The 24,591-nt window shown below is 37.3% G+C and carries 22 protein-coding genes and 1 other annotated feature; of the genes, 6 read left to right on the forward strand and 16 right to left on the reverse strand.

Translation table 11 applies throughout. The features are described 5' to 3' along the window. Positions 1 to 47: 47 nt before the first annotated feature. Positions 48 to 1,043, reverse strand: a complete 996-nt coding sequence (trpS, locus tag CLOS_RS11065; RefSeq protein ID WP_012159968.1) for a tryptophan--tRNA ligase — start codon at positions 1,041 to 1,043, stop codon at positions 48 to 50. Positions 1,044 to 1,101: 58 nt separating this feature from the next. Then, positions 1,102 to 1,330: a binding site (T-box leader), on the reverse strand. Positions 1,331 to 1,541: 211 nt separating this feature from the next. On the opposite strand from trpS, the gene CLOS_RS11070 reads away from it, so the two are divergent. Next, positions 1,542 to 3,275 carry a 2-oxoacid:acceptor oxidoreductase subunit alpha gene (locus CLOS_RS11070; protein ID WP_408626269.1) on the forward strand — a complete coding sequence of 578 codons (1,734 nt, stop codon included), beginning with the start codon at positions 1,542 to 1,544 and terminating at the stop codon, positions 3,273 to 3,275. Further along, positions 3,275 to 4,138 (forward strand): 2-oxoacid:ferredoxin oxidoreductase subunit beta, encoded by an 864-nt coding sequence (locus CLOS_RS11075; protein ID WP_012159970.1) that lies wholly within the window; start codon positions 3,275 to 3,277, stop codon positions 4,136 to 4,138. The genes CLOS_RS11070 and CLOS_RS11075 overlap by 1 nt, the downstream gene beginning before the upstream one ends. Before the next feature lie 201 nt (positions 4,139 to 4,339). Here the strand turns inward: CLOS_RS11075 and CLOS_RS11080 are convergent, their stop codons facing one another. Together CLOS_RS11080 and CLOS_RS11085 are read right to left on the reverse strand one after the other, a co-directional pair. Continuing rightward, on the reverse strand, positions 4,340 to 4,528 hold the full coding sequence (locus CLOS_RS11080; RefSeq protein WP_012159971.1) for a hypothetical protein: 189 nt from the start codon (positions 4,526 to 4,528) through the stop codon (positions 4,340 to 4,342). A 121-nt stretch (positions 4,529 to 4,649) separates the two neighbouring features. Beyond that, positions 4,650 to 6,320: a formate--tetrahydrofolate ligase gene (locus CLOS_RS11085; protein ID WP_012159972.1), complete on the reverse strand. Its 1,671-nt coding sequence runs from the start codon at positions 6,318 to 6,320 to the stop codon at positions 4,650 to 4,652. A 341-nt stretch (positions 6,321 to 6,661) separates the two neighbouring features. Between CLOS_RS11085 and CLOS_RS11090 the strand changes: the two genes are divergently transcribed. Next, entirely contained in the window at positions 6,662 to 8,473 is a 1,812-nt protein-coding gene (locus CLOS_RS11090; protein WP_012159973.1) for a heme NO-binding domain-containing protein, read from the forward strand. Between the two features lie 120 nt (positions 8,474 to 8,593). Here the strand turns inward: CLOS_RS11090 and CLOS_RS11095 are convergent, their stop codons facing one another. Both CLOS_RS11095 and CLOS_RS11100 read right to left on the reverse strand, forming a co-directional pair. Next, on the reverse strand, positions 8,594 to 8,824 hold the full coding sequence (locus tag CLOS_RS11095; protein WP_012159974.1) for a glutaredoxin family protein: 231 nt from the start codon (positions 8,822 to 8,824) through the stop codon (positions 8,594 to 8,596). A 122-nt stretch (positions 8,825 to 8,946) separates the two neighbouring features. Beyond that, positions 8,947 to 9,153: a hypothetical protein gene (locus tag CLOS_RS11100; protein ID WP_012159975.1), complete on the reverse strand. Its 207-nt coding sequence runs from the start codon at positions 9,151 to 9,153 to the stop codon at positions 8,947 to 8,949. Between the two features lie 280 nt (positions 9,154 to 9,433). Between CLOS_RS11100 and CLOS_RS11105 the strand changes: the two genes are divergently transcribed. Beyond that, positions 9,434 to 9,619 (forward strand): DUF1858 domain-containing protein, encoded by a 186-nt coding sequence (locus CLOS_RS11105; RefSeq protein WP_012159976.1) that lies wholly within the window; start codon positions 9,434 to 9,436, stop codon positions 9,617 to 9,619. Between the two features lie 48 nt (positions 9,620 to 9,667). Here the strand turns inward: CLOS_RS11105 and CLOS_RS11110 are convergent, their stop codons facing one another. After that, positions 9,668 to 10,357 (reverse strand): Crp/Fnr family transcriptional regulator, encoded by a 690-nt coding sequence (locus tag CLOS_RS11110; protein WP_012159977.1) that lies wholly within the window; start codon positions 10,355 to 10,357, stop codon positions 9,668 to 9,670. 251 nt (positions 10,358 to 10,608) lie between these two features. Between CLOS_RS11110 and CLOS_RS11115 the strand changes: the two genes are divergently transcribed. Next, on the forward strand, positions 10,609 to 11,010 hold the full coding sequence (locus tag CLOS_RS11115) for a DUF1622 domain-containing protein (protein ID WP_012159978.1): 402 nt from the start codon (positions 10,609 to 10,611) through the stop codon (positions 11,008 to 11,010). A 30-nt stretch (positions 11,011 to 11,040) separates the two neighbouring features. Here the strand turns inward: CLOS_RS11115 and CLOS_RS11120 are convergent, their stop codons facing one another. The 8 genes from CLOS_RS11120 to CLOS_RS11155 all read right to left on the reverse strand — a co-directional run bounded on the left by CLOS_RS11120 (position 11,041) and on the right by CLOS_RS11155 (position 19,823). After that, entirely contained in the window at positions 11,041 to 11,853 is an 813-nt protein-coding gene (locus CLOS_RS11120) for a metal ABC transporter permease (RefSeq protein ID WP_012159979.1), read from the reverse strand. Positions 11,854 to 11,923: 70 nt separating this feature from the next. Continuing rightward, a complete protein-coding gene (locus tag CLOS_RS11125) occupies positions 11,924 to 12,670 on the reverse strand; it encodes a metal ABC transporter ATP-binding protein (protein WP_012159980.1) in 747 nt (248 codons plus the stop codon). After that, on the reverse strand, positions 12,671 to 13,669 hold the full coding sequence (locus tag CLOS_RS11130; protein ID WP_012159981.1) for a metal ABC transporter substrate-binding protein: 999 nt from the start codon (positions 13,667 to 13,669) through the stop codon (positions 12,671 to 12,673). 158 nt (positions 13,670 to 13,827) lie between these two features. Beyond that, the gene (gene tatC, locus CLOS_RS11135) at positions 13,828 to 14,550 is read right to left on the reverse strand and encodes a twin-arginine translocase subunit TatC (RefSeq protein WP_041719287.1); all 723 of its coding nucleotides are present in this window, start codon (positions 14,548 to 14,550) and stop codon (positions 13,828 to 13,830) included. 11 nt (positions 14,551 to 14,561) lie between these two features. Next, positions 14,562 to 15,584, reverse strand: a complete 1,023-nt coding sequence (locus tag CLOS_RS11140; RefSeq protein WP_012159983.1) for a molybdopterin-binding protein — start codon at positions 15,582 to 15,584, stop codon at positions 14,562 to 14,564. Positions 15,585 to 15,630: 46 nt separating this feature from the next. After that, a complete protein-coding gene (locus tag CLOS_RS11145; protein WP_012159984.1) occupies positions 15,631 to 16,719 on the reverse strand; it encodes a 4Fe-4S binding protein in 1,089 nt (362 codons plus the stop codon). A 241-nt stretch (positions 16,720 to 16,960) separates the two neighbouring features. Next, on the reverse strand, positions 16,961 to 19,063 hold the full coding sequence (locus CLOS_RS11150; RefSeq protein ID WP_012159985.1) for an aldehyde ferredoxin oxidoreductase: 2,103 nt from the start codon (positions 19,061 to 19,063) through the stop codon (positions 16,961 to 16,963). Between the two features lie 73 nt (positions 19,064 to 19,136). Beyond that, positions 19,137 to 19,823: a ferredoxin-like protein gene (locus CLOS_RS11155; protein WP_012159986.1), complete on the reverse strand. Its 687-nt coding sequence runs from the start codon at positions 19,821 to 19,823 to the stop codon at positions 19,137 to 19,139. A 410-nt stretch (positions 19,824 to 20,233) separates the two neighbouring features. Here CLOS_RS11155 and CLOS_RS11160 point away from each other — a divergent pair, with 410 nt between their 5' ends. Then, positions 20,234 to 21,304 carry an XdhC family protein gene (locus CLOS_RS11160; RefSeq protein WP_012159987.1) on the forward strand — a complete coding sequence of 357 codons (1,071 nt, stop codon included), beginning with the start codon at positions 20,234 to 20,236 and terminating at the stop codon, positions 21,302 to 21,304. Between the two features lie 147 nt (positions 21,305 to 21,451). Here CLOS_RS11160 and CLOS_RS11165 read toward each other — a convergent pair whose 3' ends face one another. Beyond that, entirely contained in the window at positions 21,452 to 23,566 is a 2,115-nt protein-coding gene (locus CLOS_RS11165; RefSeq protein ID WP_012159988.1) for an aldehyde ferredoxin oxidoreductase, read from the reverse strand. Between the two features lie 89 nt (positions 23,567 to 23,655). After that, positions 23,656 to 24,318 carry a ferredoxin-like protein gene (locus CLOS_RS11170; protein WP_012159989.1) on the reverse strand — a complete coding sequence of 221 codons (663 nt, stop codon included), beginning with the start codon at positions 24,316 to 24,318 and terminating at the stop codon, positions 23,656 to 23,658. Positions 24,319 to 24,591 lie beyond the last annotated feature (273 nt).

The following is a 24,591-nucleotide window of genomic DNA, read 5'->3' on the forward strand; positions in this document are numbered from 1 at the left end:
TCCAGCCTGTTTATTGTTTCTAAATATTTGAAATTTAAAACCAAGCTTTATTTTTGCAACAAACCGATGCGATCCCGAACGACTTTCATTGTTTCTTCAGCCAACTCATATGCTTTCTTAGCCCCATTTTTATAGATGGTTTCAACATAGTCTAAATTATTTATATATTCGTCGTATCTTCTCTTAAAAGGCTTCAAGAATTCAATCACGACCTCTGCCGTATCCACTTTAAATGCACCGTAGCCTTTTCCTTCATATCTTTCAACGATTTCCTCGATCGATAATCCAGTTAAACTTGAATAGATGGTGATTAGATTTTTTACACCGGGCTGCTCCTCGTTATAGGCAACATGATTTGCACTATCGGTAACAGCTCTCTTCATTTTCTTTAATATGGTGTCCTCTGAATCCATTAAATAAATGGTACCATTCACATTATCATCGGATTTTGACATTTTCTTTGAAGGCTCTTGAAGACTCATGATTCTGGCACCGATTTTCGGTGTATGGATTTCTGGGATTGGGAATACTTCACCGTATAAATTGTTAAATCGCATAGCGATATCCCTCGTTATTTCCAAATGCTGCTTTTGATCATCCCCTACTGGAACTAAATTACTTCTGTACAACAGGATATCTGCCGCCATCAACACAGGATACGTAAACAGCCCTGCATTGATATTATCCTTATGCTTCTCCGATTTATCCTTAAACTGTGTCATTCTACCTAATTCTCCTACATAGGTATTACAGCCTAAAATCCAATTTAGTTCTGCATGCTGAGGAACATGGGATTGAAAGTAAATGATATTTTTCTCAGGATTCAATCCACAGGCCAAATATTGTACTAAAAAAGAGATACAAGTTTCCTTAAAGGCCTTTGGATCTTGTCGAACAGTTAAGGAGTGAGAGTCTACAATAGAGTATATGCAATGATGCTCTTCCTCAAGTTCCTTCCAATTTTTTACTGCACCAATATAGTTCCCCATGGTTAAACTTCCTGTTGGTTGAGCACCACTAAATACAATCTTCTTATTACTCATTCTACATACCTCCTATTTTTTATAGATAACTAATAAAAACTCCTCATCTCTAATAAACTTTAGAGACGAAGAGTTATTCTCCGCGGTACCACTCTAGTTAATGCAAAGCATTCTACTTACTGTTGATCCTTCAACATTCCCTATAACGGAGGAACACCGTCTTAGCCTACTACAATTTCAGCCAGCACTCATAAGCCCATTCACTGTGTACTAAGCACCGAACTTCCACCATCTCCGGCTCGCTAAAGGATCGTATTACAGCTACTCTTCTTAATCATTGCTTTTTCATCTATATTTTTAACTATTTTATAAGTTATATACTATTTTGTCAATGTGCTATTGAAAAATAAGCCTATAATTAAGCTATGTATCAGAATATTGATATGTTAAATAATAATCTTGCATTTTGCTATGTTATGCCATTATCCCTGATTAATTGAGAATAGAATATGGTACAATTATTAGTATAACGATATTTTCTAAAAATATTTTTTAGGAGTGAATCATTTGAAAAGTAAATTAACCTTACTAATCGGCGGTATACAAGGCGAAGGCGTCGTCAGCCTCGGTACGAATTTAATGAAAACATTGTCTAATTTAGGCTACTACACTTACGGCAGCAGGAGCTTCTCTTCTCGGATTAAAGGGGGCAATACGACCATGACCCTATCCATCGGTGTGGAAAAGCAGCTTTCTGTAGAAGAGCACATGGATATTATTTTAGCATTAGATAAAGAAACGATCCAGTTATATAGCAGTAAACTCCATACCAATGGCATTTTATTATACGATTCTGTTATTTCTGTAGAAGACTTCAATGCTGAAAGCAATCGCTTTATCCCACTTCCCATTACTGAAATCGCTAAAAATTTTGGTTCCTTGATCATGAAGAACACCTCTGCCCTAGGATTTATAGGCAGATTGCTTGGACTTGATAAATCAGGCTTATTAACCTCTTTAGACGAAAAATATAGAGCCAAGGGACAGGAGGTTGTTGAAAAGAACTTATCCACCCTTGAGGAAGCTTACCATATTAAAATTGAAGGTCTGGATATTCAGGACTTCTACTTATTGCATCCAAAGAACCCTTCTTCTAGGGCGGTGATGCTTGGTAACGAAGCCATCGGGTTCGGTGCGCTTATGGCAGGCTGCAGGTTCATCCCCTCCTATCCCATTACGCCGGCATCTGAGGTAATGGAGTATATGGGCAAAGTGCTACCTCGCTATGGTGGCATGATGGTACAGGTGGAAGATGAAATCGCCGCAGTTACCATGGCTATTGGTGCTTCCTATGGAGGTATTCGAAGTATGACTGCCACTTCTGGTCCCGGACTATCTTTAATGATGGAGGGAATTGGCTTAGCGGGAAATACAGAAACGCCACTGGTCATCGCCGATATTCAAAGGGTTGGACCGAGCACCGGACTTCCAACAAAAAATGAGCAGAGCGATTTATTCAGCCTTTATTACGGTGGCCATGGAGAATACCCAAGTATTATTCTGTCTCCAGCCACTGTAGAAGATTGCTTCTACGATACCATTAAAGCCTTCAACTTAGCAGACCAATATCAATGCCCTGTCTTTGTTTTATCCGATTTAAACTTAGGCCTTTCTCCTCAGACCATCGATGATCTAGATTATGATCAAGTGATTATAGACAGGGGTAAAATAGCAAAAAAAGAGGATTTAGCAGTCATAGAGAGAGGGACCTTTAAGCGATATGCCTTCACAGAGGATGGCGTATCCCCTCGAAGCTTTCCCGGCATGATCAATGGGGGCCATCACGTTACTGGTTTAGAACATAATGAATTGGGTCTTCCTTTTGAAAAACCTGAAAATCGTAAAAAAATGATGGATAAGAGATTGGGTAAAACTGCCCCTTTAGAAAATGAACCTTCTATTGATCTGTATCCATTTGGTAACAATAATCCAACCTTGTTTTTAACCTACGGTTCTGCTTTTGGTACGGTTTTAGAGGCCATAGAGCAAAGTGAGAAAAAAGTGGATTTGGGTATCATTCGAAGAATACGCCCTCTCCCTATGAAACAATTAACTTCCCTCTTTGAGCGCTATGATCATATCGTGGTGGTAGAAAGCAACTATCGTAAACAGTTGGCATCCATCCTCAAGGAAGAATTGGGCCATCATGATAAAATTCATAGTATCCATAAATATGATGGAACCAACTTTACAATTACAGAAATGGTAGAAAAGATAGGAGCGTGGTTTTAATGGCTACTGCACAGGACTATAGCAATAAAATAACACCGACTTGGTGTCCCGGCTGCGGACATTTCTCCATATTGAGGGCGATTCAAACAGCAGCATCGAAGCTGGATATCCCCATGGACCAATTTGCCAGTGTAACTGGCATCGGTTGCTCTGGCAGATTGTCTGGCTATCTCAATGGGTATGGATTTCATAGCATCCATGGGCGCTCCCTTCCTATTGCACAGGGAATTAAAATGGCCAATAAGGACTTAGTGGTTCTGGCTGCTGGGGGAGATGGAGACGGCTTTGCTATTGGAACGAGTCATACCCTTCATGCCATCAGAAGAAACCTAAATATGACCTATATCGTTCTAAACAATCAGATTTATGGACTTACAAAGGGCCATACTTCTCCTTTAAGCGATACTGGATTCGAAACCAAAAGTACACCCTTTGGTTCTATGGACAATCCATTAAAACCTGGAATTACTGCACTTGCTGCTGGTGCTACCTATTTAGCTCAAGGTTTCTCAGGCTTCCAAGACCAGCTCATTGATATTATTGTCAAAGGAATCGAGCATAACGGTTTTTCTATCATTAATGTTTTTAGTCCTTGCGTAACCTTTAATAAGCAGAATACCTATCAATGGTATCGGGATCATATCGTCAATCTTGATGAAGATTCTACTTATGATCCAATGGATTATCAAAGGGCTATGAATAAGCTCATAGAGACCGATGGTCTTTGCTCCGGCATCATTTATCAAAAAAACGAACCTTCATTTTTAGATCGGATTCAGGGCGCTGAGGCGAAACCCTTGATTGATTTGGATACAACCATCAGTAAAGAGGAGTTTGAAAACCTTTTAAATCGATTTAAATAAGCACTATTGTATAGGGAAATCAATCGGATTATTTATAGCTATTTCGCAGTCGTATAAATTGGGTTATTTCGCAGTCTCATTGCACAATTTCATTCTCCCTCTGGTCGATGAAATTGGCATTCGTTGCGTTTGACCTACCATCAATTTATGCCACCGAAGGAAGCAATAAATTGGGTTAGGTCATAAAAAATTAGAGGATGATTACTCGTAGAATTCATCCTCTAATTTTTTTATACGGTTTTCTAAATCTCTTATTTTTTCGAGTAGGTAATCTTCATTGCTTCTGGGCGCCTTACCAAATCGCTTAAAGAAAAATACAGTAGCAATGGCTGGCACACCAAGGCACAGGATCACCAGTAGTATACTGACCACTGCATAGACTATGGACAATAGCTTTCCCTCCTATGGCTGATGTATGATGGAGTCTTGAACATCCTTCCTCTATATTATAGCAAAGAAAGTCTGGAGATCTCCAGACTTTCTTTGTTGATGTATCAAATGATTAAAATTCTTAGAATAACCCGATGATCTCTCCACTTTCAAGGATATCCATATGGTTTGCCGCTGGAACCTTTGGCAGTCCTGGCATTACCATAATATCTCCAGTTAATGCAACTAAGAATCCTGCACCAGCGGATAATCTGATTTCTTTTACTGTGATTCTAAATCCTGAAGGTCTACCGATTAATGATGGATCATCAGATAATGAATATTGAGTTTTTGCCATACAAATTGGCATTTTATCCAATCCTAGATCTTCGTACTTTTTAATTTGTGTCTGTGCACTTTTAGTGAAATCAACACCGTCTGCACCGTAAACCTCTTTGGCAATGGTATTAATTTTCTCTACAATGCTAGCATTTACATCATAAAGTGGCTTAAAGTTGGATTCCTTAGATTCTACAACCTCTACAACCTTCTTCGCCATCTCAATGCCACCGTCTCCACCGTTTGCCCATACGTCTGAAAGCACAACTTCTGCACCCATCTCTGCACAGTGCTTTCTTAAGAAATTAAGCTCAGCTTCTGTATCTGTAGGGAATTTGTTGATTGCAACTACAGCAGGAACACCAAACTTCTGTACGTTTTCGATATGTTTTTCTAAGTTACGGTAGCCTTTTTCTAGAGCTTCTAGATTTTCATTGTTGAGTTCTGCCTTTGGAACGCCGCCATGGTTTTTAAGTGCTCTAACAGTGGCTACAATCACTGCACAATCAGGCTTTAGACCTGCAAATCTACATTTGATATCAAAGAATTTTTCAGCGCCTAAATCTGCGCCAAATCCAGCTTCTGTTACGACATAGTCCGCAAGCTTCAGACCTAATTTCGTAGCGAGCACACTGTTACAACCATGTGCGATATTCGCAAAAGGTCCACCGTGAATAAACGCTGGTGTATTTTCTAATGTTTGAACTAAGTTCGGCTTAATGGCATCCTTTAATAATAAGGATAATGCGCCTGTTGCCTCTAAATCATTCACTGTAATCGGTTGATTGTCTAGATTATAAGCCACAACCATTCGACTGATTCTATCTTTTAAATCCTCTAAGCTATTGGATAAGCAAAGTATGGCCATAATTTCTGATGCAACGGTAATATCAAAACCGTCTTGTCTAGGAACACCGTCTCCTCTACTGCCAAGACCAATCACTGTATTTCTAAGAGCACGATCGTTCATGTCTAGTACTCTTCTCCAAACAATTCTTCTAGAATCTATATTCAATTTATTGCCTTGATGTAAATGGTTATCTAAAAGCGCAGCTAAAAGGTTATGCGCTGTAGTAATTGCATGGATATCGCCTGTAAAATGAAGGTTGATATCTTCCATAGGAACTACCTGAGCGTACCCTCCACCTGCAGCACCACCTTTTACCCCAAAGTTTGGTCCTAAGGAAGGCTCTCTTAATGCTGTAATGGTTTTCTTGCCGATTTTATTTAAACCCATGCTTAAACCAACATTCGTAGTTGTTTTCCCCTCTCCAGCAGGAGTTGGATTAATTGCAGTAACTAATATTAACTTTCCATCAGGCTTATCTTTTAATCGGTCAAATACATCTAAAGAAACTTTTGCTTTATATTTACCATAAAGCTCCAATTCATCATCTTGAATTCCTAGTCCAGCAGCAATATCTGCTATCGGTAGCATCTTTGCTTCTTGTGCAATTTGTACATCCGTTTTCATCAAAACACCTCCGTTAATATTCAGCAGAAATCTCAATCTCTATTATCATAACATATTTTTGAATATTCTACCATCTTAAAATTCTTTTTAATTAATTGAAAATTTATATATTTCTAACTATATTCGACATATATGGCTTTCTTTCGGTTTAAAAATTGTAATCCTTACAAATATTTAATTCTTCTACAACCTAAACTTGCATTTTCGCCCTATTTTTCAGTATACTTAAAGGATAATTTAATTTCACACCCATTGGATATATGGTATAATAAAGTAATTATTGATGTCGTATTGGATCGATTTATAACATATGATTTTCAAACAAATAAGGGGGCTTTTTTATGAAAGGTACAATTGTATCTACATGGTTAAACAGTCTGCGGAATATTTTTGATAGTAATACAGTATCTACAGCTTTAAAACGTGCTTCTTGGGATGAACATCGCATTATTACTCCTTTGGAAGATATTCCAGACGAAGAAATTTTCAAGGTTTTTGAAGAAATCTCTAAGCTAACAAATGTTCCAACAAACGAAATTTGGCGTAAAGTAGGTCGACAAAATATTATTTCCTTTAATAAATGGTTCCCTTCTTATTTTGAAAGAAGTAGCCTGAAAGGCTTTTTAATGATGATGGACGATGTCCATAGTCAACTCACAAAACTAATCAAAGGAGCTACACCACCAAGATTAATTCCTAGAGACATCAGTCCGACGGAATTTGAACTTACTTATATATCGAAGCGTGGTCTTTTCGATTACTTTCTAGGTCTTTTAGAAGGTAGTTCTAAATTTTTTAATGAAAAAATGGAGTTCTCTGTTGTAGAGACCGGTGTTCATGACGATGGTCGCAAAAAATTGATTGTACATATTAAGGTTGAAAAGCCCGAAGGAAAAATATTAAACAAAACTGCCACTAAACTATTAGGGCTTGGTTTTATTCGAAGTCTTCCTGTAAAGATTAGTCTTTTTCCAAGTATCATTACACTCCTGTCCTTAAGCTTTTTTACAACGAACCATTTAACTTCAAATATAATGATTTCATTGGCTACATTTCTATCCACATTCTTTGCTGCTTCCCTGATTACAAAGCCAATTAATATTGCGACAACTGAGATTACGAAGCTGAAAGAGTATAATTTTTCTGATAGAACGGAATTAAAAACAAATGATACCATTGAAACATTGGTCAATGAATTTAACGAAGCGAAGGAAATATTAAAAAAAGATTTTCTTTTTCTTAGAGGCGGTACCGATGACCTTACAAAATTTGTAGAGCAGTTCACCGAAATTTCTCAAACCATGGGTGTATTCTCATCCTCCATTTCCTCTGTGGTTACTGAAGTTGCCTTAAGTGCAAGCCATCAAGCAGAAGAAACAGGAGAAGCCGTATACAAGCTGGATGAATACGTTGCTCGATTATCGAAAATAGTGGATGAAGAAACAGAAAGTAAAAATCAATTAGAAGAAGCTGGCAGAGGATTACAAAAATCCTTCCATGAAATAAAGCAAACAACGGAATTAATTAATGATGTGAAAACCAAATTTTCAGAAGTCAATAACCATGGCATGGATTTATCTGTGCAAGCAAACAAGATTATGGATATCAGCTCTACTGTAGAATCCATCGCAGACCAAACAAATCTATTGGCCTTGAATGCTGCCATAGAGGCTGCCCGTGCAGGGGAAGCTGGTAGAGGCTTCACTGTTGTTGCTGAAGAGATCAGAAAGCTGGCAGAACATTCAAAGAGCGCCGTTGGAGAAATCAACAATAATCTGATGCACTTTATACAGCAGATTGGAAATCTGGTACATAAAATTCAGTCGCAATACGATCAATTAGAAATGAGTACGGAAAAATTAGATCAGGTGACAATCAATAATCAAAATTCTACGGATAAGGTTCTGGATACCTCCAATGTTATCGTAAAACTGATTGATGCGCTGTCCTCTGAAACGGATAATTTAAATAGTGTCATTGAAAACATTCACTCCTTAGCCTCTATTGCAGAAGAAAACTCTGCTGCATCTCAGGAAATGAGCGCCAATGTAACCCAGTACGCAGAAAAAGTAACGGATTTATCCAGCAGCATCGCTTTATTCGAAACATTGATTACAAACTTTAAAAATCAGCTTAAAAAATATAAAATTTAAAAAATGAACTGCTGAGAAGAATTGCTCCATCTCAAATTTAAATCTACAATATACAAAGCTCCATGTACAGTGAGAAGAATTTATCTTCTCTGTACATGGAGCTTTTATTAACAGGATATTTTATCCTAAAAGTTCCTCAATTTTATCTCGATCGAAACCAACAACAACTTCCTCGTCAATCTGAATTACAGGAACTGCCATGATTCCTTTCTTCATCAGTTCTTTTCTAGCTGCTGCATCTGTTTGTATATTTTTTTCTGTGAATTCAACATTGTTCTCTGAAAGAAACTCTTTCACTGTGAAACAATGAGGTCATGTGTTACTTGTATACACGATTACTTCTTTTGCCATTTAAATTCCTCCTAATTTTTATTGAAGGCACTTTGATTTTGTGGGTGCCAACGAACAGATTTTATTCTATCACATATTTCATTTATATCCAAAACTTTCTTGAATAATCACTCATCATCAATCTATCTACAACTGGCGAAGTATGTTTTGATCGCTTGTCTAATTTCAGATTTTTTATAAATGGGATCTTTATATATCTTCATATTATAATATTGAATAAGCTCTGCAATAGCATTCACATTATATTGATTGATTTCATCAATTCCATTAAAAAATTGATGCTCCTGATCTAAATTTTCAATAAAATTATGGATATCTTCCCGCTTCAATATAGTAATCTCCTTCCTCAATACACATGTTCTCATTTTTTTAACATAGAACTTTCTCTCTCTTTATCTTTCCTAGTTTTTCATGTATTATACAATTAAATAAGTAGCACAATAAAACATATTATGCTAAAATAAAGTATAGGTTCTAACCTTTATTATGTGATAAAAATCACGGTAAAAAAGTGATTTAAAGCATATTCTTTGTGAGAATTTATTGGTATAATGAATATAGATAATTTCTTACAAATTCAATCACAAACTAAAATAGGAGGTTTTTCATATGACAATTACAAGAGACATGTTAATTGGTGATTTATTAAGAATGAAGCCAGAAGCTGCATCTATCCTAATGGGATTCGGAATGGGTTGCCTAGGTTGTCCATCTTCTCAAATGGAATCTTTAGAGCAAGCGGCAGCAGTTCACGGAATCAACATTGAGCAACTTTTAGAAAAATTAAACGCTTAATTCATAAAAATAAGCTTAGAGAATAGAGATATTCCTAAGCTTATTTTTTTACTTCGCCCATTCACTTAATTTATTCAAATCTTTGATGATGATCTTCTTCTTGTCAATATGGATGGAACCTTCTTTTTTAAATTGACTTAAGGCTCTGCTGACAGTTTCCCTAGCTGTACCAATTAAATTTGCCAACTCCTGCCGAGAAATGTCCAAATGAATCTCAATTCCTTCCGATGTTTCTTTCCCATTACTTTTAGCCAGCTTTAAAATGGTTTGGGCTGTTCGTGCATAGGTATCTCCTAAGGCCAGCTCCTTCACCTTTTGTTGAGAGTTATAAAGCTTTTTGCTGAATTCCTTTATGATATGCAATGCAATCTCTGCATTTTTTCGAATCAGTTCCTCTAAATCTTCATTCCGAATCGTTCCAATACACGCATCTTCTAAAACTTCAGCGCCAGCAGGATAAGCAACATCATTAAATAAGGCGACCTCTGCAAAAACATCACCGTGGGAAAGAATCGCAAAAATAAGTTCCCTTCCATCCGGCGTCGTTTTATATATCTTTATTTTGCCTGATTTTATAAAGTAAAATGCCTCTCCCTTATCCCCTTCCATAAATATAATAGTACCTTTTCGCAAATTTTTCTCTATTGTAATACTATTGATTTTCTCTAAATCTTCATCGCTTAATTCTCCAAAAACAGGGATTTTCCTCAACATAAGAATCTCTTCCTTTTTCAACATCCTACCTCCCTTAAAATTACAATCACCATGATCTCAATCCATACTATAGAATGAGAATTATTATCTGTTATCTATTATATCAAAATCTCCGTACAGAATATAGACCTGAACAAGAATGCTTTGTAAAAAATAGACCTTCCTTGCCTTTGTAAAATTAAAGACATTACTGTTGACAAAACCTGCCGATCGTAGGATAATGTATTTGGATTAATTATTTTGTTAAATTTACTACAACATAGGAGGAATTTAGAATGTTGCATCACTTAATCGAATTGGTAGTACCTAATATCATTTATCTATTGGAGCTTTTCGGTGTATTTATCATCACACTTACCGCAATCAAATGTTTTATTCGATATGCTATGAGAGGCTTTGATCTAAGCGATGATGTTATAAAAATCGAACTTGCAAGAGCCTTATCCTTAGGCCTTACTTTCTTATTAGGTGGAGAAATCCTATCTACAATGTTTGCTAAAGATTTAAAACAAATTTATGTAATTGTTGGTATCGTTGTAATAAGAGTAGCGATCACTTATGTACTTCATTGGGAAATCTCATCCGATATGGACCATTGCAATTCCTTTGCAACATTAAAAGAGAGAGTTGCTTGTAGACAAGATGTTCTTCAACAAAAATTAGAAAATAAGCACTAAAATATAAAAAACCCATCTATGGATGGGTTTTTATTTTTTTATTTTCTTTCGAATATTTTTTATTATCATCGTAAGGAATAATATGATGACCGAGGCAATAACAATGGTTCCTCCAGGCGCTAAGTCCCCATAGAAAGATAGGAATAAGCCAATAATAACGGACCATACACCGAATCCTATGGCGTATATAAAAGTTTCCTTAAAACTCTTTGAAACCTGTAGGCTCGTAGCCACTGGGATCACCATTAAGGAGGATATTAAAAGTACACCTACGATTCGCATGGATATTGCAATGGTCATGGCAACTAAAATTGTGAAGTAGAGATTCGTGAACTTTACTGGAACGCCAGCTAGCTTTGCTGCTTCTTCATCAAATGCCATATAAAATAAAGCCTTGTAAAAGAATACAATGGAAAAAATGATGATAATTCCTAAGATTAATATGACCGTGATATCCTGATCGGAGGTCAGCCCAATGCTACCAAATAAATAGCTAAATATGGCTGCATTTGAGTTACCCAGACTGATAAATATGGTGGCTAATCCGATGCCCACAGATAGCATAATAGAAATCGATATCTCAGCATATTGCTCATATTCCTTTCGAAGCTTTTCCATAGCAAGGGCCCCTAGAACAGAAAAGCCCAGTGCCCCATAAATAGGATAGACCCCTGCTAAAATCCCTCCTGCGACCCCTGCCAATGCTACATGGGACAAGGTATCGCCAATCATCGACATTCTTCTAAGCACCAGAAAAACACCGATGGCAGGACAGATCATCGCCACCATAATCCCTGCCAGAAAGGCCCTTTGCATAAAACCGTAGCTTAATATTTCTAACATAAAAATTCCCCTCTTTATCTTGATCCTTATCCCTTTGGAGCAGATAAAAATCATTCTAGTTCGTTTCGTATTAATGTCTGTGATGTAGCAAACTGGAGTTGTGCCCATAAACCTCTTTAATATACTCCTGCTCATTAAATTGATCGGTGGAATGCACAAATACACTTTTATTGCCAACACAAGCCACCCGATTGGCTCTATTGGTGATGACACCAATATCATGGGACACCATGACCAAAGTGATGCCTAATTTTTTATTTAGTCGTTCCATCAAGCTATAGAACTGTTCCTGTGATTTTACATCGACCCCAACTAAAGGCTCGTCCATAAAAATAATTTCAGGATTACTGACGAGAGCACGTGCAATAAAAACTCTTTGTTGCTGCCCTCCAGAAAGATTGCCGATCAGCTGTTTTTCATAGTCCAGCATGTCCACAACCGCTAAGGCTTTTTTGACCTTTTCTCGATCTTCCTTGCTGGTAAACTTTAAAATCCCCTTTTTACTATACAAATTGGCGCCTACGATCTCTTCCACCGTTGCGGGAAAAGCAGAATTAAAGTCTCGCACCCTTTGGGATATATAACCGATCCTTCCCCAACCATTAAAATCCTCAATGGTAGAATCTAATAAAGTAATGCTACCCTTTTGCGGTTTTAAGATTCCTAGCATAATTTTGAGTAAAGTGCTTTTAGCGGAACCATTGGGGCCTACGATTCCTAAAAAATCCCCCTTATACAGTGTCAAATTGATCTCTTCCAATATATATTTTTCATTATAGCCAAAAAATACATCCTTTACTTCTAAAACCTTTTCCATTTAATCCACCAGAGCTTTCTTCAATGTTTCTAAATTCTGATACATAATGGAGATATAGCCATCCCCATTGTTCTTTTGTTCCTCTGTTAATCCTTCGATGTTATACAGCGTCAATACCTGAAGCCCTGCTTCATTGGCTAAAACCTCTGCAGTTTTCACATTTGCTAAAGCCTCAAAGAATATATACTTTATATCATGCTCTTTCGCTAGCTTCGTAAGCTCTGCAAGTCTTTTAGGACTTGGCTCTGCATTTGGAGAAATACCTGCAACTGCAATTTCTTCGATATTGTATCGTTTCGCTAAGTAACCGAAGGCGGAATGGGAAACGATTATTTTTCTATTGGTGGCATCCTTTAATTCTTCTATAAATTGATCGTTTAATTTTTCTAATTCCTCTTTAAATCTACTATAATTTTCTTCATAGATGGGTTGATGATCTGGATCCATATCCACAAAGGCCTCTTTAATCGCCTCTGAAATCTGGATTGCATTCACAGGATCCACCCATATATGTGGATCATATAGACCATGCTTATGGTCTTCTTCGTGGTCGTGGTCATGGTCATCATCCTCGTGATCATAATCCTCCCCATGATGTTCTTCACCGAGGGTTAGAAGCTCTACGCTTTTACTTGCATCGATTACTTTGATATCCTTTCCCTTCAACAGCACCAAAACCTTTTCTACCCAAGGTTCCATATCCAGTCCATTATAAATAAAAATATCTGCACGCTCCAAATCTGCGATGGTTTTTGGCGAAGGATCAAAGCTATGAGGCTCTGTACCTGCAGGTACAATGGTGGTTATTTTTACATAGTCTCCACCGATTTCCTTTGCAAAATCATAGTAAGGATAAAAGCTAGCAAATACCTGGATTACTTTCTGACTGTCTTTTTCTCCATCAACAGTTTCTAATGGTTTTTCTTGATTGGTACATCCTACTACAGATAGAAACAATATCATCATCAAAATATGTAATTTTATCCATCGGTTTTTCATTTTATACCTCCAAAAATTTGATCGTATTTTGCCTCCATATTGATTATATCCCTTTTGCTTTATAATTAAAATAAAATTGTTTATTTCCACGGCCAAATTTTATAGTTTATTTAATTTTACATACCAAAAAAAGCAGACTGGCTGCTTTTTTGTGTTTATTATGCATCTATTTTCTTTCTTTTATAAATCATATTGGCAATTACAATACTGAACTCATACAGAACAATCATTGGTAACGCCATCATGGACTGAGAGACAACATCCGGCGGTGTTAAAATAGCTGAAACGACAAAGATCCCCAATATAACCATCTTTCTATGCTTCTTAAATGTAGCTGGTGTCGCTAATCCCAATTGCGTTAAGAGGATTACGATTAAAGGCAACTCAAATACCACACCGAATGAAATTAGGATAGAGCTAATATAGCTGATATAATTAGCAAAAGAAAATAGGGGTTCAATGCCATTGACCGTCATTTTAACAAAAAACTGAATCGTCATTGGAATAATGATAAAGTATGCAAATACAACACCCATCACTAAGAACACAATCCCCATAAACATGGCAAAAAGCACGTATCTTTGTTCTTTTTCCTTCAAACCGGGCCGAATAAACATCCATATTTGAAATAAAACGATGGGGGCTGAAACCACAATTCCCACGACTAAGGAAATTTTAATATACGAAATAAAAAGTTCTGGTGGACTTAGATAGATAAATTCCAACCCATCTGCTGGCCTTACAAGAATTTCTATAATTTTATCTACATAATTATAACTTGCCAAGCTGCCTGCAATAATGGCAATTGCAGCGATGATTAATCTCTTTCTCAGTTCTCCCAGATGTTCTACTATGGTTAAACGCAAGTCGTTATCTGCCATCATTACCCCTCCTAGTATTTACCAAAATGGCAATTTGGAAAAGTGCACACTTTACACTTTAAGCATTGTCCGCCATATCCCATCCTCGTAATGTCCCGTCTTACAATTTCTTCTCCTGCCAGAACCCTCGGCAATAAAATGTCGAATCCTGTAGTAGAAGCATACATCACACACCCAGGAAGGCCGAATACTGGAATTCCTTCTAAATAACCAAAAAGCAGCATGGCTCCTGGTAATACAGGGGTTCCATAGGAAATAATATTGGCACCGGTAGCTTTAATAGCACCAGGCGTCTTATCGTCTGGATCTACGGACATTCCACCTGTAACGATGATCAGCTCTGCACCTTTTTCCTTCCATTCTAAAACAGCTTCTTTAATGGTCTCCAGCTCATCTGGAACGATGGTTTTAAAACTGACCGTTGTTCCGAAGGCTAACAGTTTTTTCTCAATTACTGGCCCGAATTTATCTTCAATTCTTCCTTTATAGACTTCGCTGCCCGTTACAACTAAACCCGTCTTTAATTCTTTGTAGGGCTTTACCTCAAATATCGGCCCGCTCTCCTTTAAGATTCTTTCTGCTGCTTCTATTTGATCCCGTTTTATAGTAAGGGGGATGACTCTACATCCTCCGATCAATCCACCTTCCTCAATGGGCATATTACCATGAATGGTGGCTAAAGAAATATCGCCCAAATCATTGATTTCATCCAAAATTTCTCGATTGATCTTCAATAAGCCCTTATACTTTGCCTTTATATCGCACTTTCCTTCTTTCGGCTCTGTAAACGCCACACCTTCACCACAAAGTAAATTGGCTAAAATAAGAGCAGCCTCTTCTTCGTGAACTTCATCTTCACCTAATTCAAATATATAAATGTGTTCTTTTCCTATTCTGAGTAATCTTTCTACATCACTTTCCTTAATCACGTGACCCTTTTTAAAGGCTACCCCTTTAAACTCACCTGGTATAATTTCAGTAATATCATGACCTAGGACCATACCAATCGCTTCTTCTGTTTGTACCACTTTCATCTTCTCACCTCATTTAAATAATTACAATCCAACCTTATGAAATTAATTAATTTGAAGCCAGCTTTTTTCTCAGAGCTTCTTTTTTATTGCATATAGGACATTCTTTTTCACCTTGAACAGCAACAAAATCCTTGTGACACAAGGAACATTCCGTTAAACTGATTTGTTTTTTTAAGTGATATCGATTGATATCACCTGATCGCAGGTCGTCTCCCTCAATGGCTTTTTTAGAACAAGATTCTATACACTTTCTGCATTGATAACATTTCCCGGCATGGTGGTACAGCTTTAATGTTCCATCCTCTTTCTCAAGGCTCCAAGCCTTATTTGGACAGGCAGATTGACACTGTCCGCAGCCATTGCACTGTTCATTTATCCGCCAAGTACTCAATAAAGAACCTGTTGGAATGGTATTTTCTTTTTGTATATCTGCTATACTGCTGATCTTATGAAGCAAAATCTTTCTTATAGGCAGATAGCTCTCTTTTTCGCTGATAATCGTATCCATTGCTTGTGTTGCAATATTTGTAGATTCTTTTCGAAAGATAGAAAACAAATCTCTCCTTGACATAGTTTTCCCTGTTAAATGATTGAGACTATTTTCATTCGTAATCACTTCATATTTGGGATGAAGGCCTAAAGAACTTACAAAGTTGTCCGCTTTCGTTAATGATTCATAAAATAATAAATTATTATGCTTTGCAATACTACAATTTTTACAGCTACTTAAATTAAATTGATACATTTTATCCTTCTGCATAAGAAATAAAATAGCCAACAATTCTGGATGAAAAGCATGCAAACAGGTCAATTTTGTTGCTCCTGCGCCGCCTTTTATAGAGCAGGAGAATACCATGTCCTCTTGGCCATCGGCTACTCGGAGAATACTCTCTTCCCCTAACTTTTTCATCTGGATCGCTTGAGTTGGACATACAGCCTTACAAAGACCGCAGCCTATACAAAGATTTTCATCCATACTAATTTTCCCAGAATTTAGAAGCATGGCATCCTTTGGACAAATATCTCGACATTTTGTACAAGGGTCCATTGAGGAGCAATTTAAAAGACATCGTTCTTGAAGTATATTGGGGTAACTATCTTCAGTTAATTTTTCTAATATATAATCTATCAACATTATATGCACCCCTCTTTAAAAATAAAAAATTAGATATTTTGATTGTATATTATGATTTCTCTCTATTTCATAATAGAACAAAATAATCACTTTGTCAATTTTTTATCGATTCAATTTTAGGTAATATTAATTATTATTTAATATTTTATATTTAAATGAATACTGCATCCTCTTTTACACAAAAATGTAGAAGAGCCTTAGACTCTTCTACATCTTTATATTGATTGAATTAAGGTTTTATTTATTTAGGAAGTAAGTTTAGTTTTTCTAACTCATCCGCTACATCTTTTAGATTTAATCTTTCTAGACAAGCTCTTGTAGGTGCTCCTGTCTTCTCATCCCATCCGTATTCCTTATATAGCATTGTTAAAGCTAATTGCATATCGTCTCTATCCATGATTACTGTTCCCTCTGTGAATGGTTTTGCATCTGGATTCTTAAGATCTACAAATGCCCACTCAGGAATTGTATCATGCTCGTTACGCATATCTACAGTGTTCATATTTTTTACAGTTAATGCTCTATGAAGTGTAGAAATTCTTTCTGCAGCAAAATCTAATTCATCTTCAGTAGTTTCGATTCCTGTTGCTAAACTGAAGAACTTAGCTTCTAACGCTGTATCTCCTCTGTAGTTTCTTTCCTTAGAAGGAGAAGCTGTCATTGGCCATACCCAGTTACATAATGTAATAGAGTCGTGTAAGAAGTTTCTATCTACGGACCATTTTGCAAATTTTGCTTTGTATTCGTTCATTGGTGTATAGTTTGCCTTTGGATCTAATGCGTCTCCAGAACCGAATTTCTCAGCTAAAATATCTTTTAAGATTTCAATTGGAAGTCCATTATCCAATAAGTTCATATGTGTATGAGAGTTGGCATCTCTATTGAACATGATGTTTACAAGAACTCCTACCTGAGCACCAGCCTCATTACTGTGATGTTTAGGGAATGCCATTTTAGACCAAACGTTATTTCCATAGTTATCCCAGTAATCGTTTCCTAATTTCCATTCTTTTGCCATCCAATATGGACCTTGTGCTACTTTCCAGAACTCTCCTTCTTTTAGAGCGATTCTTCTGTAGAACTCTAATAAGAACTCAGGATCTCCAGATTCAGCTAAATCCCATCGAATGCTATCGTATTCTTCTTTTGGAAGAACTTCTTTAAATTTACCAGTAGTCAGCATATATCTAAAGTCTCTTCCTAACTGACCGTAGTTACTCCAGATACCGTAATCATCTGCAAGTCTTGAACCTAAGCTCTTGATGATCAATTCTTGCTCTGTACCTTGCCAGTTTACGTTCATAACTGTACCAGGGTTGATGAATCCAATACATGTGCTGGTTGCATACGGTGTTAAGCCATATTTCTCAAGCTCAGGCACTTTTAAGTTGGATTGGCAACGGATTGGACAAGAATGGCATCCACCCATTTTAATTGTTCTTTCTTCTGCTACTGCACCTAAGTCGAAGATCGCCTTTTGTGTACGAAGTCCAACTCTATTTGGATCTCCTACTGGACATTCTCCAGTTTCTACTGGTGGCTCAGCTGCTCCCCAGAATAATCCTGGTTGTCCTGTCCAACGGCTTCCTGTCCAGTGGTACTCTGCCCATGGCTGAGGTGTACTTGGAACAACGTGTTGGTTGTTAGAACCGATGATCTCTGTCATCATAAATCTATTTAATTTTAACCATTCCTGTGCTTTACCTTCTGCAATTTTAACAGATCCAGTTCCTCTAATACCGATTGCTTTTAATTTCTTAGAACCGAACACTCCACCGTGTCCACCAGCAGAGTGGTTTACAGTGTTTACGAAAGAAGATAGGTTGATTAAGTTTTCTCCAGCTTGACCAATTGCTCCGATACAAGCTTCTTTTCCTAGAACATCATGTAATGTCTTTTCTGTTTCAACAGTTCCTTTACCCCATAAATGGCTAGCATCTTCAATGGATACCTTATCATCATCAATTTTTAACCATACTGGTGTTTGAGATGCTCCTTCAACAATGATACCATCCCATCCTGCAAATTTTAGGATTGGTCCAAAGTTTCCACCCATATGGCTATCTGTTACAGCATGATATGGGTTTGTTGGTGCAAGTGAAGTAATATTTGTTCTACCACTACAAGGTACACCAGCACCTGTAAAAGGTCCAACGGCAATTACAATTTTATTTGCTTCATCAAAAGCTTTTGTTCCTTGTGGTACTTCGTCAAATATAACTTTATATCCGATTCCTGCTCCACCGATTAATTCTTTATATTTCATAGTATCTTCTGTAGATATAGTTTTTGTAGTTAAATTTACTCTTAACAGTTTTCCTGTCCAGCCAGTAACATTAGACATTATGATTCCTCCCGTTCTTATAAAAATAATCACTTCATTTTTAAACCAAATTCCTATTTAACAATTGAGCAAATTATGCGAAGAAAAATCCTTTTCTTCTTGCTGCTGTTGTTACTTCCTCCCAAGGAATAATCTTTAATGCGCCTGTAATACAGTTATCAGCACATGCACCACATAGAATACATTTTGTGGATTTTTTGTCTTCTGGGTCGATTGTCGGCATATGCCATGGACAGGCTTGTGTACATGCGCCACATCCAACACATTTGCTTTCATCAACAGTCCAAGCACCAAATGGCTTTTCTTGTAAAGTAATCGCATCTACTGGACAAGCTGCTGCACATTTTGGCTCTCCATTTTCTGTTTTACATTCACTGCTTTGCTTACAAGTTTCAGGTGTCATTAAGAAATTTCCGTAATAGCCGTCAGCAGCACGGTAGTCTTCTTTAATCTCTGTACCGTAGTTGTAGTTTCTGCTTACTTTAACTCTAGAAATAAGCGGATGGATTTTTGCATCATTGGATACTGTACAAACCATTTCGCATCGTTGACATCCAACACATTTGTTTCTTTCTGCAATAAGGACTCCCCTTGCAGTTACAGCTGCAGTAGCGTTTTCTACGTTGGTGTTAGAACATCCTAATAGGTTCAGTACAGAAGCAGTAACAGTGATACCAGCGATACCTTTTCCACTAACCTTTAAGAATTCTCTTCTAGTTCTTAGTGTTTCTAAAAAATCTTGAATCTCTTTTTCAAACATAAGGACTCTCCCTCCTATAATTAAGTTTGTTACCAATTTACTTCTAGCTTCATTTATGATGTGATTTATAATTTCCTTAAGCCGTTTGTTATTTAACAAACTTCGTATTAAAAATATAAAAGGACTTAAGGTGTTTAACTAGGATTTGTTCTATTACTGTGATAATTTTTAATATAAGTAACTCTTATAACTATAATATAATTAAATAATTATCATTTGTCAATATACCTTATTATTAAAAAACAAATAAATATTAATGTATTCTTTTATTTATCTAGGAATTTCAATATTCTCAATGATTCTTCTTTTGCTTGAGGATCTTATTGTTTTGATTTTTATTTTGATTATGGTATAATTGTTGATAGATATATAACAGTCAACAGACTATAATAGGAATTGGGTGATTTAGAATGGTTAAAAATGTTTATGAAAATTTATCGAAGGATTTAATTGAAGGCAAAGAATCTGCATTATTGACATTTATGAAACATCTCAACCCACGGGAAGGTTCTATTGAAAAAAAACTACATATTTCTAAAGCTTCTTTACTCAATGATGCTTCTACTATGGATCCTGAGCTACAAAAGGAGATCCTCAATACCTTCCATAGTGGTATTCCCCATCTTTATCATCGAAGTGAAGAGGCGTCTATTTTAATTGAACCTTATTTTCCAAGACCGAGACTCATTATTTTAGGTGGTGGGCATATTGCGAAGCCTCTATGTGAATTTGGCTTTAAAGTTGGATTTTCAGTTGTTGTGGCAGATGATCGTCCTACCTTTGCCAATGCAAACCGTTTTCCTGAGGCAGATGAGGTGATCTGCGAGGATTTTCAAAGGGTATTCGATACCTTAAAGTTAAGAGAGTCCGATTTTGTTGTGATTGTAACGAGAGGTCATCGCCATGACGGTGTCTGTCTTAGAAACACATTGAAATCGCATCCTGCCTATATTGGCATGATCGGTTCTAAGCGTAGGGTAAGAGAAATGATGAGCCAGCTCATTGAAGAAGGTTATGATCAGGAACGATTGAACACCGTTCACTCCCCGATTGGACTTAGCATAGGCGCTGTTACACCAGATGAAATTGCAGTTTCCATCATTGCAGAAGTCATTGGATGCAGGAGAGCCCTGGGAACGAAATTAAGCAATAACAATAAATTTAATTGGCCCGAGTTTGATGCGGATGTCATCAATCAGATCTGCGTGGCATCTGAAGTGCCAAGGGCACTGATTACGATCATTGCCTCTAAAGGATCTGTTCCTAGAAAAGCTGGTGCAAAAATGATTGTTTGGCTGGACGGTAGAACTATGGGGAGTATCGGCGGCGGTTGTAGCGAAGCAAATATCGCTACCTTATCTCGTGACGTTATCTTAAATCAGAGATTCTCTATTGAACATGTAGATATGACTGGACTTGCCGCAGAAGACGAAGGTATGGTTTGTGGCGGTACCATGGAGGTTCTCATCGAATCCATCTAATGGATCGTATCTTATTAAATATCATCAAAAAAGCTACGGAAGGAGGATTCCTCTCGTAGCTTTTTCTAATGGATTGATTTGTTTACAAATGCAGAAACTTATGTAATAATTTTTCCGTCCTATTGGTCTTTACATTAAGCCTTACTGTTATTTAGGAAGTAAGTTCAGCTTTTCTAATTCATCAGCCACATCCTTTAGGTTTAATCGCTCTAAAGCCGCCCTTGTCGGTGCACCTGTCTTTTCATCCCACTGATATTGTTTATATAGCATAGTTAGTCCTAGCTGCATATCCTCACGATCCATCATTACAGTCCCCTTTGTAAACGGTTTTGCATCTGGATTCTTCGCATCGATAAATGCCCACTCTGGAATGGTGTCGTGCTGGTTACGCATATCTACCGTATTCATATTTTTTATAGTCAATGCTCTATGAAGTGTAGCAATTCTTTCTGCAGCAAAGTCTAATTGAGCCTCTGTGGTTTCTATACCTGTTGCTAAGCTGAAGAATTTAGCTTCTAAAGCCGTATCCCCTCTATAGTTTCTTTCTTTGGAAGGTGAAACCGTCATTGGCCATACCCAGTTACATAAAGTAATTGAATCGTGTAAGAAGTTTCGATCTAAGGACCATTTGGCGAATCTAGCTTTATACTCATTCATCGGTGTATAGTCCTGTGGTGCATCTAAAGCGTCTGGTGAGCCCCATACCTCGCCTGCAATTTCTTTTAATAGAGTTATCGGAAGACCAGCACCAATCATATTCATATGGGTATGAGAGTTTGCATCTCTGTTGAACATAACATTTACAAGAACGCCGACTTGAGCGCCTGCCTCATTACTATGATGCTTTGGATAAGCCATCTTCGACCAGATATTGTTTCCATAGGAATTCCAGTAATCTGCTCCTAAATTCCATTCTTTATCTAAATAGTGAGGTCCAAGACCTAGCTTACTGAATTCTCCTTCTTTGAATGCAATTCTTCTATAGAATTCCAATAAGAATGCAGGATCTCCAGCTTCTAATAAATTCCATGGAATGCTATTATATTCTTCTGCTGGCAGTACTTCCTTCAGCTTTCCAGAATTATAAGCATATTTAAAGTCTCTAGGAAGCTGACCGTAGTTACTCCAGATACCATAATCGTCTGCAAGTCTAGAGCCTAAGCTCTTGGTAATGAGCGCAACTTCTCCCTTAGGGTCTCCATCGGAATATCCTTTATGCATTACACTTCCTGGTGTTGAGAAGTTGATACAGGTACTGGCTGCATACGGTGTTAAACCATACTTTTCAAGCTCTGGAACCTTTAGATTCGATTGACAGCGAATTGGACAGGAGTGACATCCACCCATTTTAATCGTTCTTTCCTCCGCTACTGCCCCCAAGTCAAACACGGCCTTCTGTGTACGAAGACCTACTTTATTAGGGTTGCCTGGAGGGCATTCTCCCGTTTCTACTGGAGGTACTGCTGCTCCCCAGAATAAAGCGGTCTGTGCTGTCCAACGACTTCCAGCACTATGATATTCTGCCCATTGCTGCGGTGAATTCGGAACAACGTGCTGATTGTTTGCACCGATAATATCGGACATCATATATCGATTCAGTGCCAACCAATCCTGTGTTTTTCCATCGGCAATTTTCACTGCGCCCGTTCCTCTAATCCCGATGGCCTTTAGTTTCTTAGATCCCAATACGCCACCATGCCCGCCAGCAGAGTGGTTTACACTGTTTACGATGGAAGATAAGTGGACTAAATTTTCACCGGCTTGACCGATGGATGCAATACAAGCTTCTTTACCCATAATACCGTTGAGCATTTTAGAAGTCTCTACAGTTCCTTTTCCCCATAGATTTGTAGCGTCTTCTATGGACACTTTGTCATCTTCAATCTTCAACCATACTGGTGTTTTAGAAACTCCCTCAACAATAATTCCGTCCCATCCTGCAAATTTCAGGTATGCACCAAAATTTCCACCCATATGGCTATCAGTTACAGCATCATAAGGGTTAATCGGTGTAAGGGATGTAATATTTGTTCTTCCACTGCAAGGCGCACCGGTTCCAGTTAATGGTCCAACAGCAATCACTACTTTGTTTGCCTCATCAAAGGCTTTGGTTCCCTGAGGAACCTCATCAAATAAAACCTTATATCCAATACCAGCGCCGCCGATAAAGTCTTTATATTTCATAATATCTTCTGTAGAAATATTTCCTGTCGTTAAATTTACTCTTAAAAGTTTCCCAGCCCAGCCAGTTACCATTGCCATTACGACTCCTCCAATCTCTATCTATAAAAATTTTATTGATGTTGTGAAAAAAATTCTAATTTTCTGCGATGCGTTATGATAACGATATATTATGCAAACTGATATCCTTTTCTTAAAGCCATTTCAGATATTTTCTCCCATGGGATCATCTGTAGTGACCCTGTAATACAGTTGGCTACGCATGCACCACATAGGATGCATTTTGTAGACTTTTTATCCTCAGGATCTACTGTTGGCATTCCCCATGGACAGGCTCTTTTACATACACCGCAGCCAATGCACTTACTCTCGTCTACCATCCAAGCACCCCATCTTTCATTCAGACTAATAGCGTCTACAGGACAGGCACTGGCACATTTCGGATTTTCACATTGTTTACAGGTTTCAGGTGTCATCAGGAAGTTCCCATAATAACCATCTTCGTAACGGTAATTATCTTTAATTTCATTACCATAATTAAAATTTCTACTAATCTTTACTCTAGAGATAAATGGATGAACCTTTCGGTCATTGGTAACGGTACAAACCATTTCACATCGTTGACATCCAACGCATTTATTTCTTTCTGAAATCAATATCCCCTTGGCAGTCACATAGGTCTCAGCACTTGCTACATCAACGTTGGTATATCCCAACATATTCATCATGGAAGCCGTAACCGTAATCCCTGCAATCCCCTTACCACTGATCTTTAAAAATTCCCTTCTCGTTCTTAATGTTTCTAAAAAATCTGCAACTTCTCTTTCAAACATAAGGACTCTCCCTCCTAATTTAGACTTTTTGCAATGAAACTTTAAGATGAAACGATGTTATTGCTGTCAATTTTTCTAGATTTATGGATAATCCAACCACTTCCTTTCTATTTTTGTTAAATTTATAACAAAATATGATAAAAAAAATCTAAAAGTATTTAAAAAATACTTTTAGATTAGTAAACGGAAGCAATTCTTTCAACTAAGATAAAGCATCTATCTCATAAGAATTTTACTAATCTACGTTCAAAAGGAAGCTTCCTTTTGCTTATT

Source organism: Alkaliphilus oremlandii OhILAs, assembly GCF_000018325.1.
Classification (GTDB): Bacteria; Bacillota; Clostridia; order Peptostreptococcales; family Natronincolaceae; genus Alkaliphilus_B; species Alkaliphilus_B oremlandii.

Bases quoted from the DNA above. Each gene is read 5' to 3' on its own strand.
- CLOS_RS11085 (WP_012159972.1), bottom strand. From the start codon at position 6,320: ATGAAAACGGATGTACAAATTGCACAAGAAGCAAAGATGCTACCGATA.
- CLOS_RS11150 (WP_012159985.1), bottom strand. From the start codon at position 19,063: ATGTCTAATGTTACTGGCTGGACAGGAAAACTGTTAAGAGTAAATTTA.
- CLOS_RS11110 (WP_012159977.1), bottom strand. From the start codon at position 10,357: ATGTTGAAAAAGGAAGAGATTCTTATGTTGAGGAAAATCCCTGTTTTT.
- CLOS_RS11115 (WP_012159978.1), top strand. From the start codon at position 10,609: ATGTTGCATCACTTAATCGAATTGGTAGTACCTAATATCATTTATCTA.
- tatC (WP_041719287.1), bottom strand. From the start codon at position 14,550: ATGGCAGATAACGACTTGCGTTTAACCATAGTAGAACATCTGGGAGAA.
- CLOS_RS11140 (WP_012159983.1), bottom strand. From the start codon at position 15,584: ATGAAAGTGGTACAAACAGAAGAAGCGATTGGTATGGTCCTAGGTCAT.
- CLOS_RS11075 (WP_012159970.1), top strand. From the start codon at position 3,275: ATGGCTACTGCACAGGACTATAGCAATAAAATAACACCGACTTGGTGT.
- CLOS_RS11155 (WP_012159986.1), bottom strand. From the start codon at position 19,823: ATGTTTGAAAAAGAGATTCAAGATTTTTTAGAAACACTAAGAACTAGA.
- CLOS_RS11160 (WP_012159987.1), top strand. From the start codon at position 20,234: ATGGTTAAAAATGTTTATGAAAATTTATCGAAGGATTTAATTGAAGGC.
- trpS (WP_012159968.1), bottom strand. From the start codon at position 1,043: ATGAGTAATAAGAAGATTGTATTTAGTGGTGCTCAACCAACAGGAAGT.
- CLOS_RS11105 (WP_012159976.1), top strand. From the start codon at position 9,434: ATGACAATTACAAGAGACATGTTAATTGGTGATTTATTAAGAATGAAG.
- CLOS_RS11170 (WP_012159989.1), bottom strand. From the start codon at position 24,318: ATGTTTGAAAGAGAAGTTGCAGATTTTTTAGAAACATTAAGAACGAGA.
- CLOS_RS11165 (WP_012159988.1), bottom strand. From the start codon at position 23,566: ATGGCAATGGTAACTGGCTGGGCTGGGAAACTTTTAAGAGTAAATTTA.
- CLOS_RS11120 (WP_012159979.1), bottom strand. From the start codon at position 11,853: ATGTTAGAAATATTAAGCTACGGTTTTATGCAAAGGGCCTTTCTGGCA.
- CLOS_RS11090 (WP_012159973.1), top strand. From the start codon at position 6,662: ATGAAAGGTACAATTGTATCTACATGGTTAAACAGTCTGCGGAATATT.
- CLOS_RS11125 (WP_012159980.1), bottom strand. From the start codon at position 12,670: ATGGAAAAGGTTTTAGAAGTAAAGGATGTATTTTTTGGCTATAATGAA.
- CLOS_RS11130 (WP_012159981.1), bottom strand. From the start codon at position 13,669: ATGAAAAACCGATGGATAAAATTACATATTTTGATGATGATATTGTTT.
- CLOS_RS11145 (WP_012159984.1), bottom strand. From the start codon at position 16,719: ATGTTGATAGATTATATATTAGAAAAATTAACTGAAGATAGTTACCCC.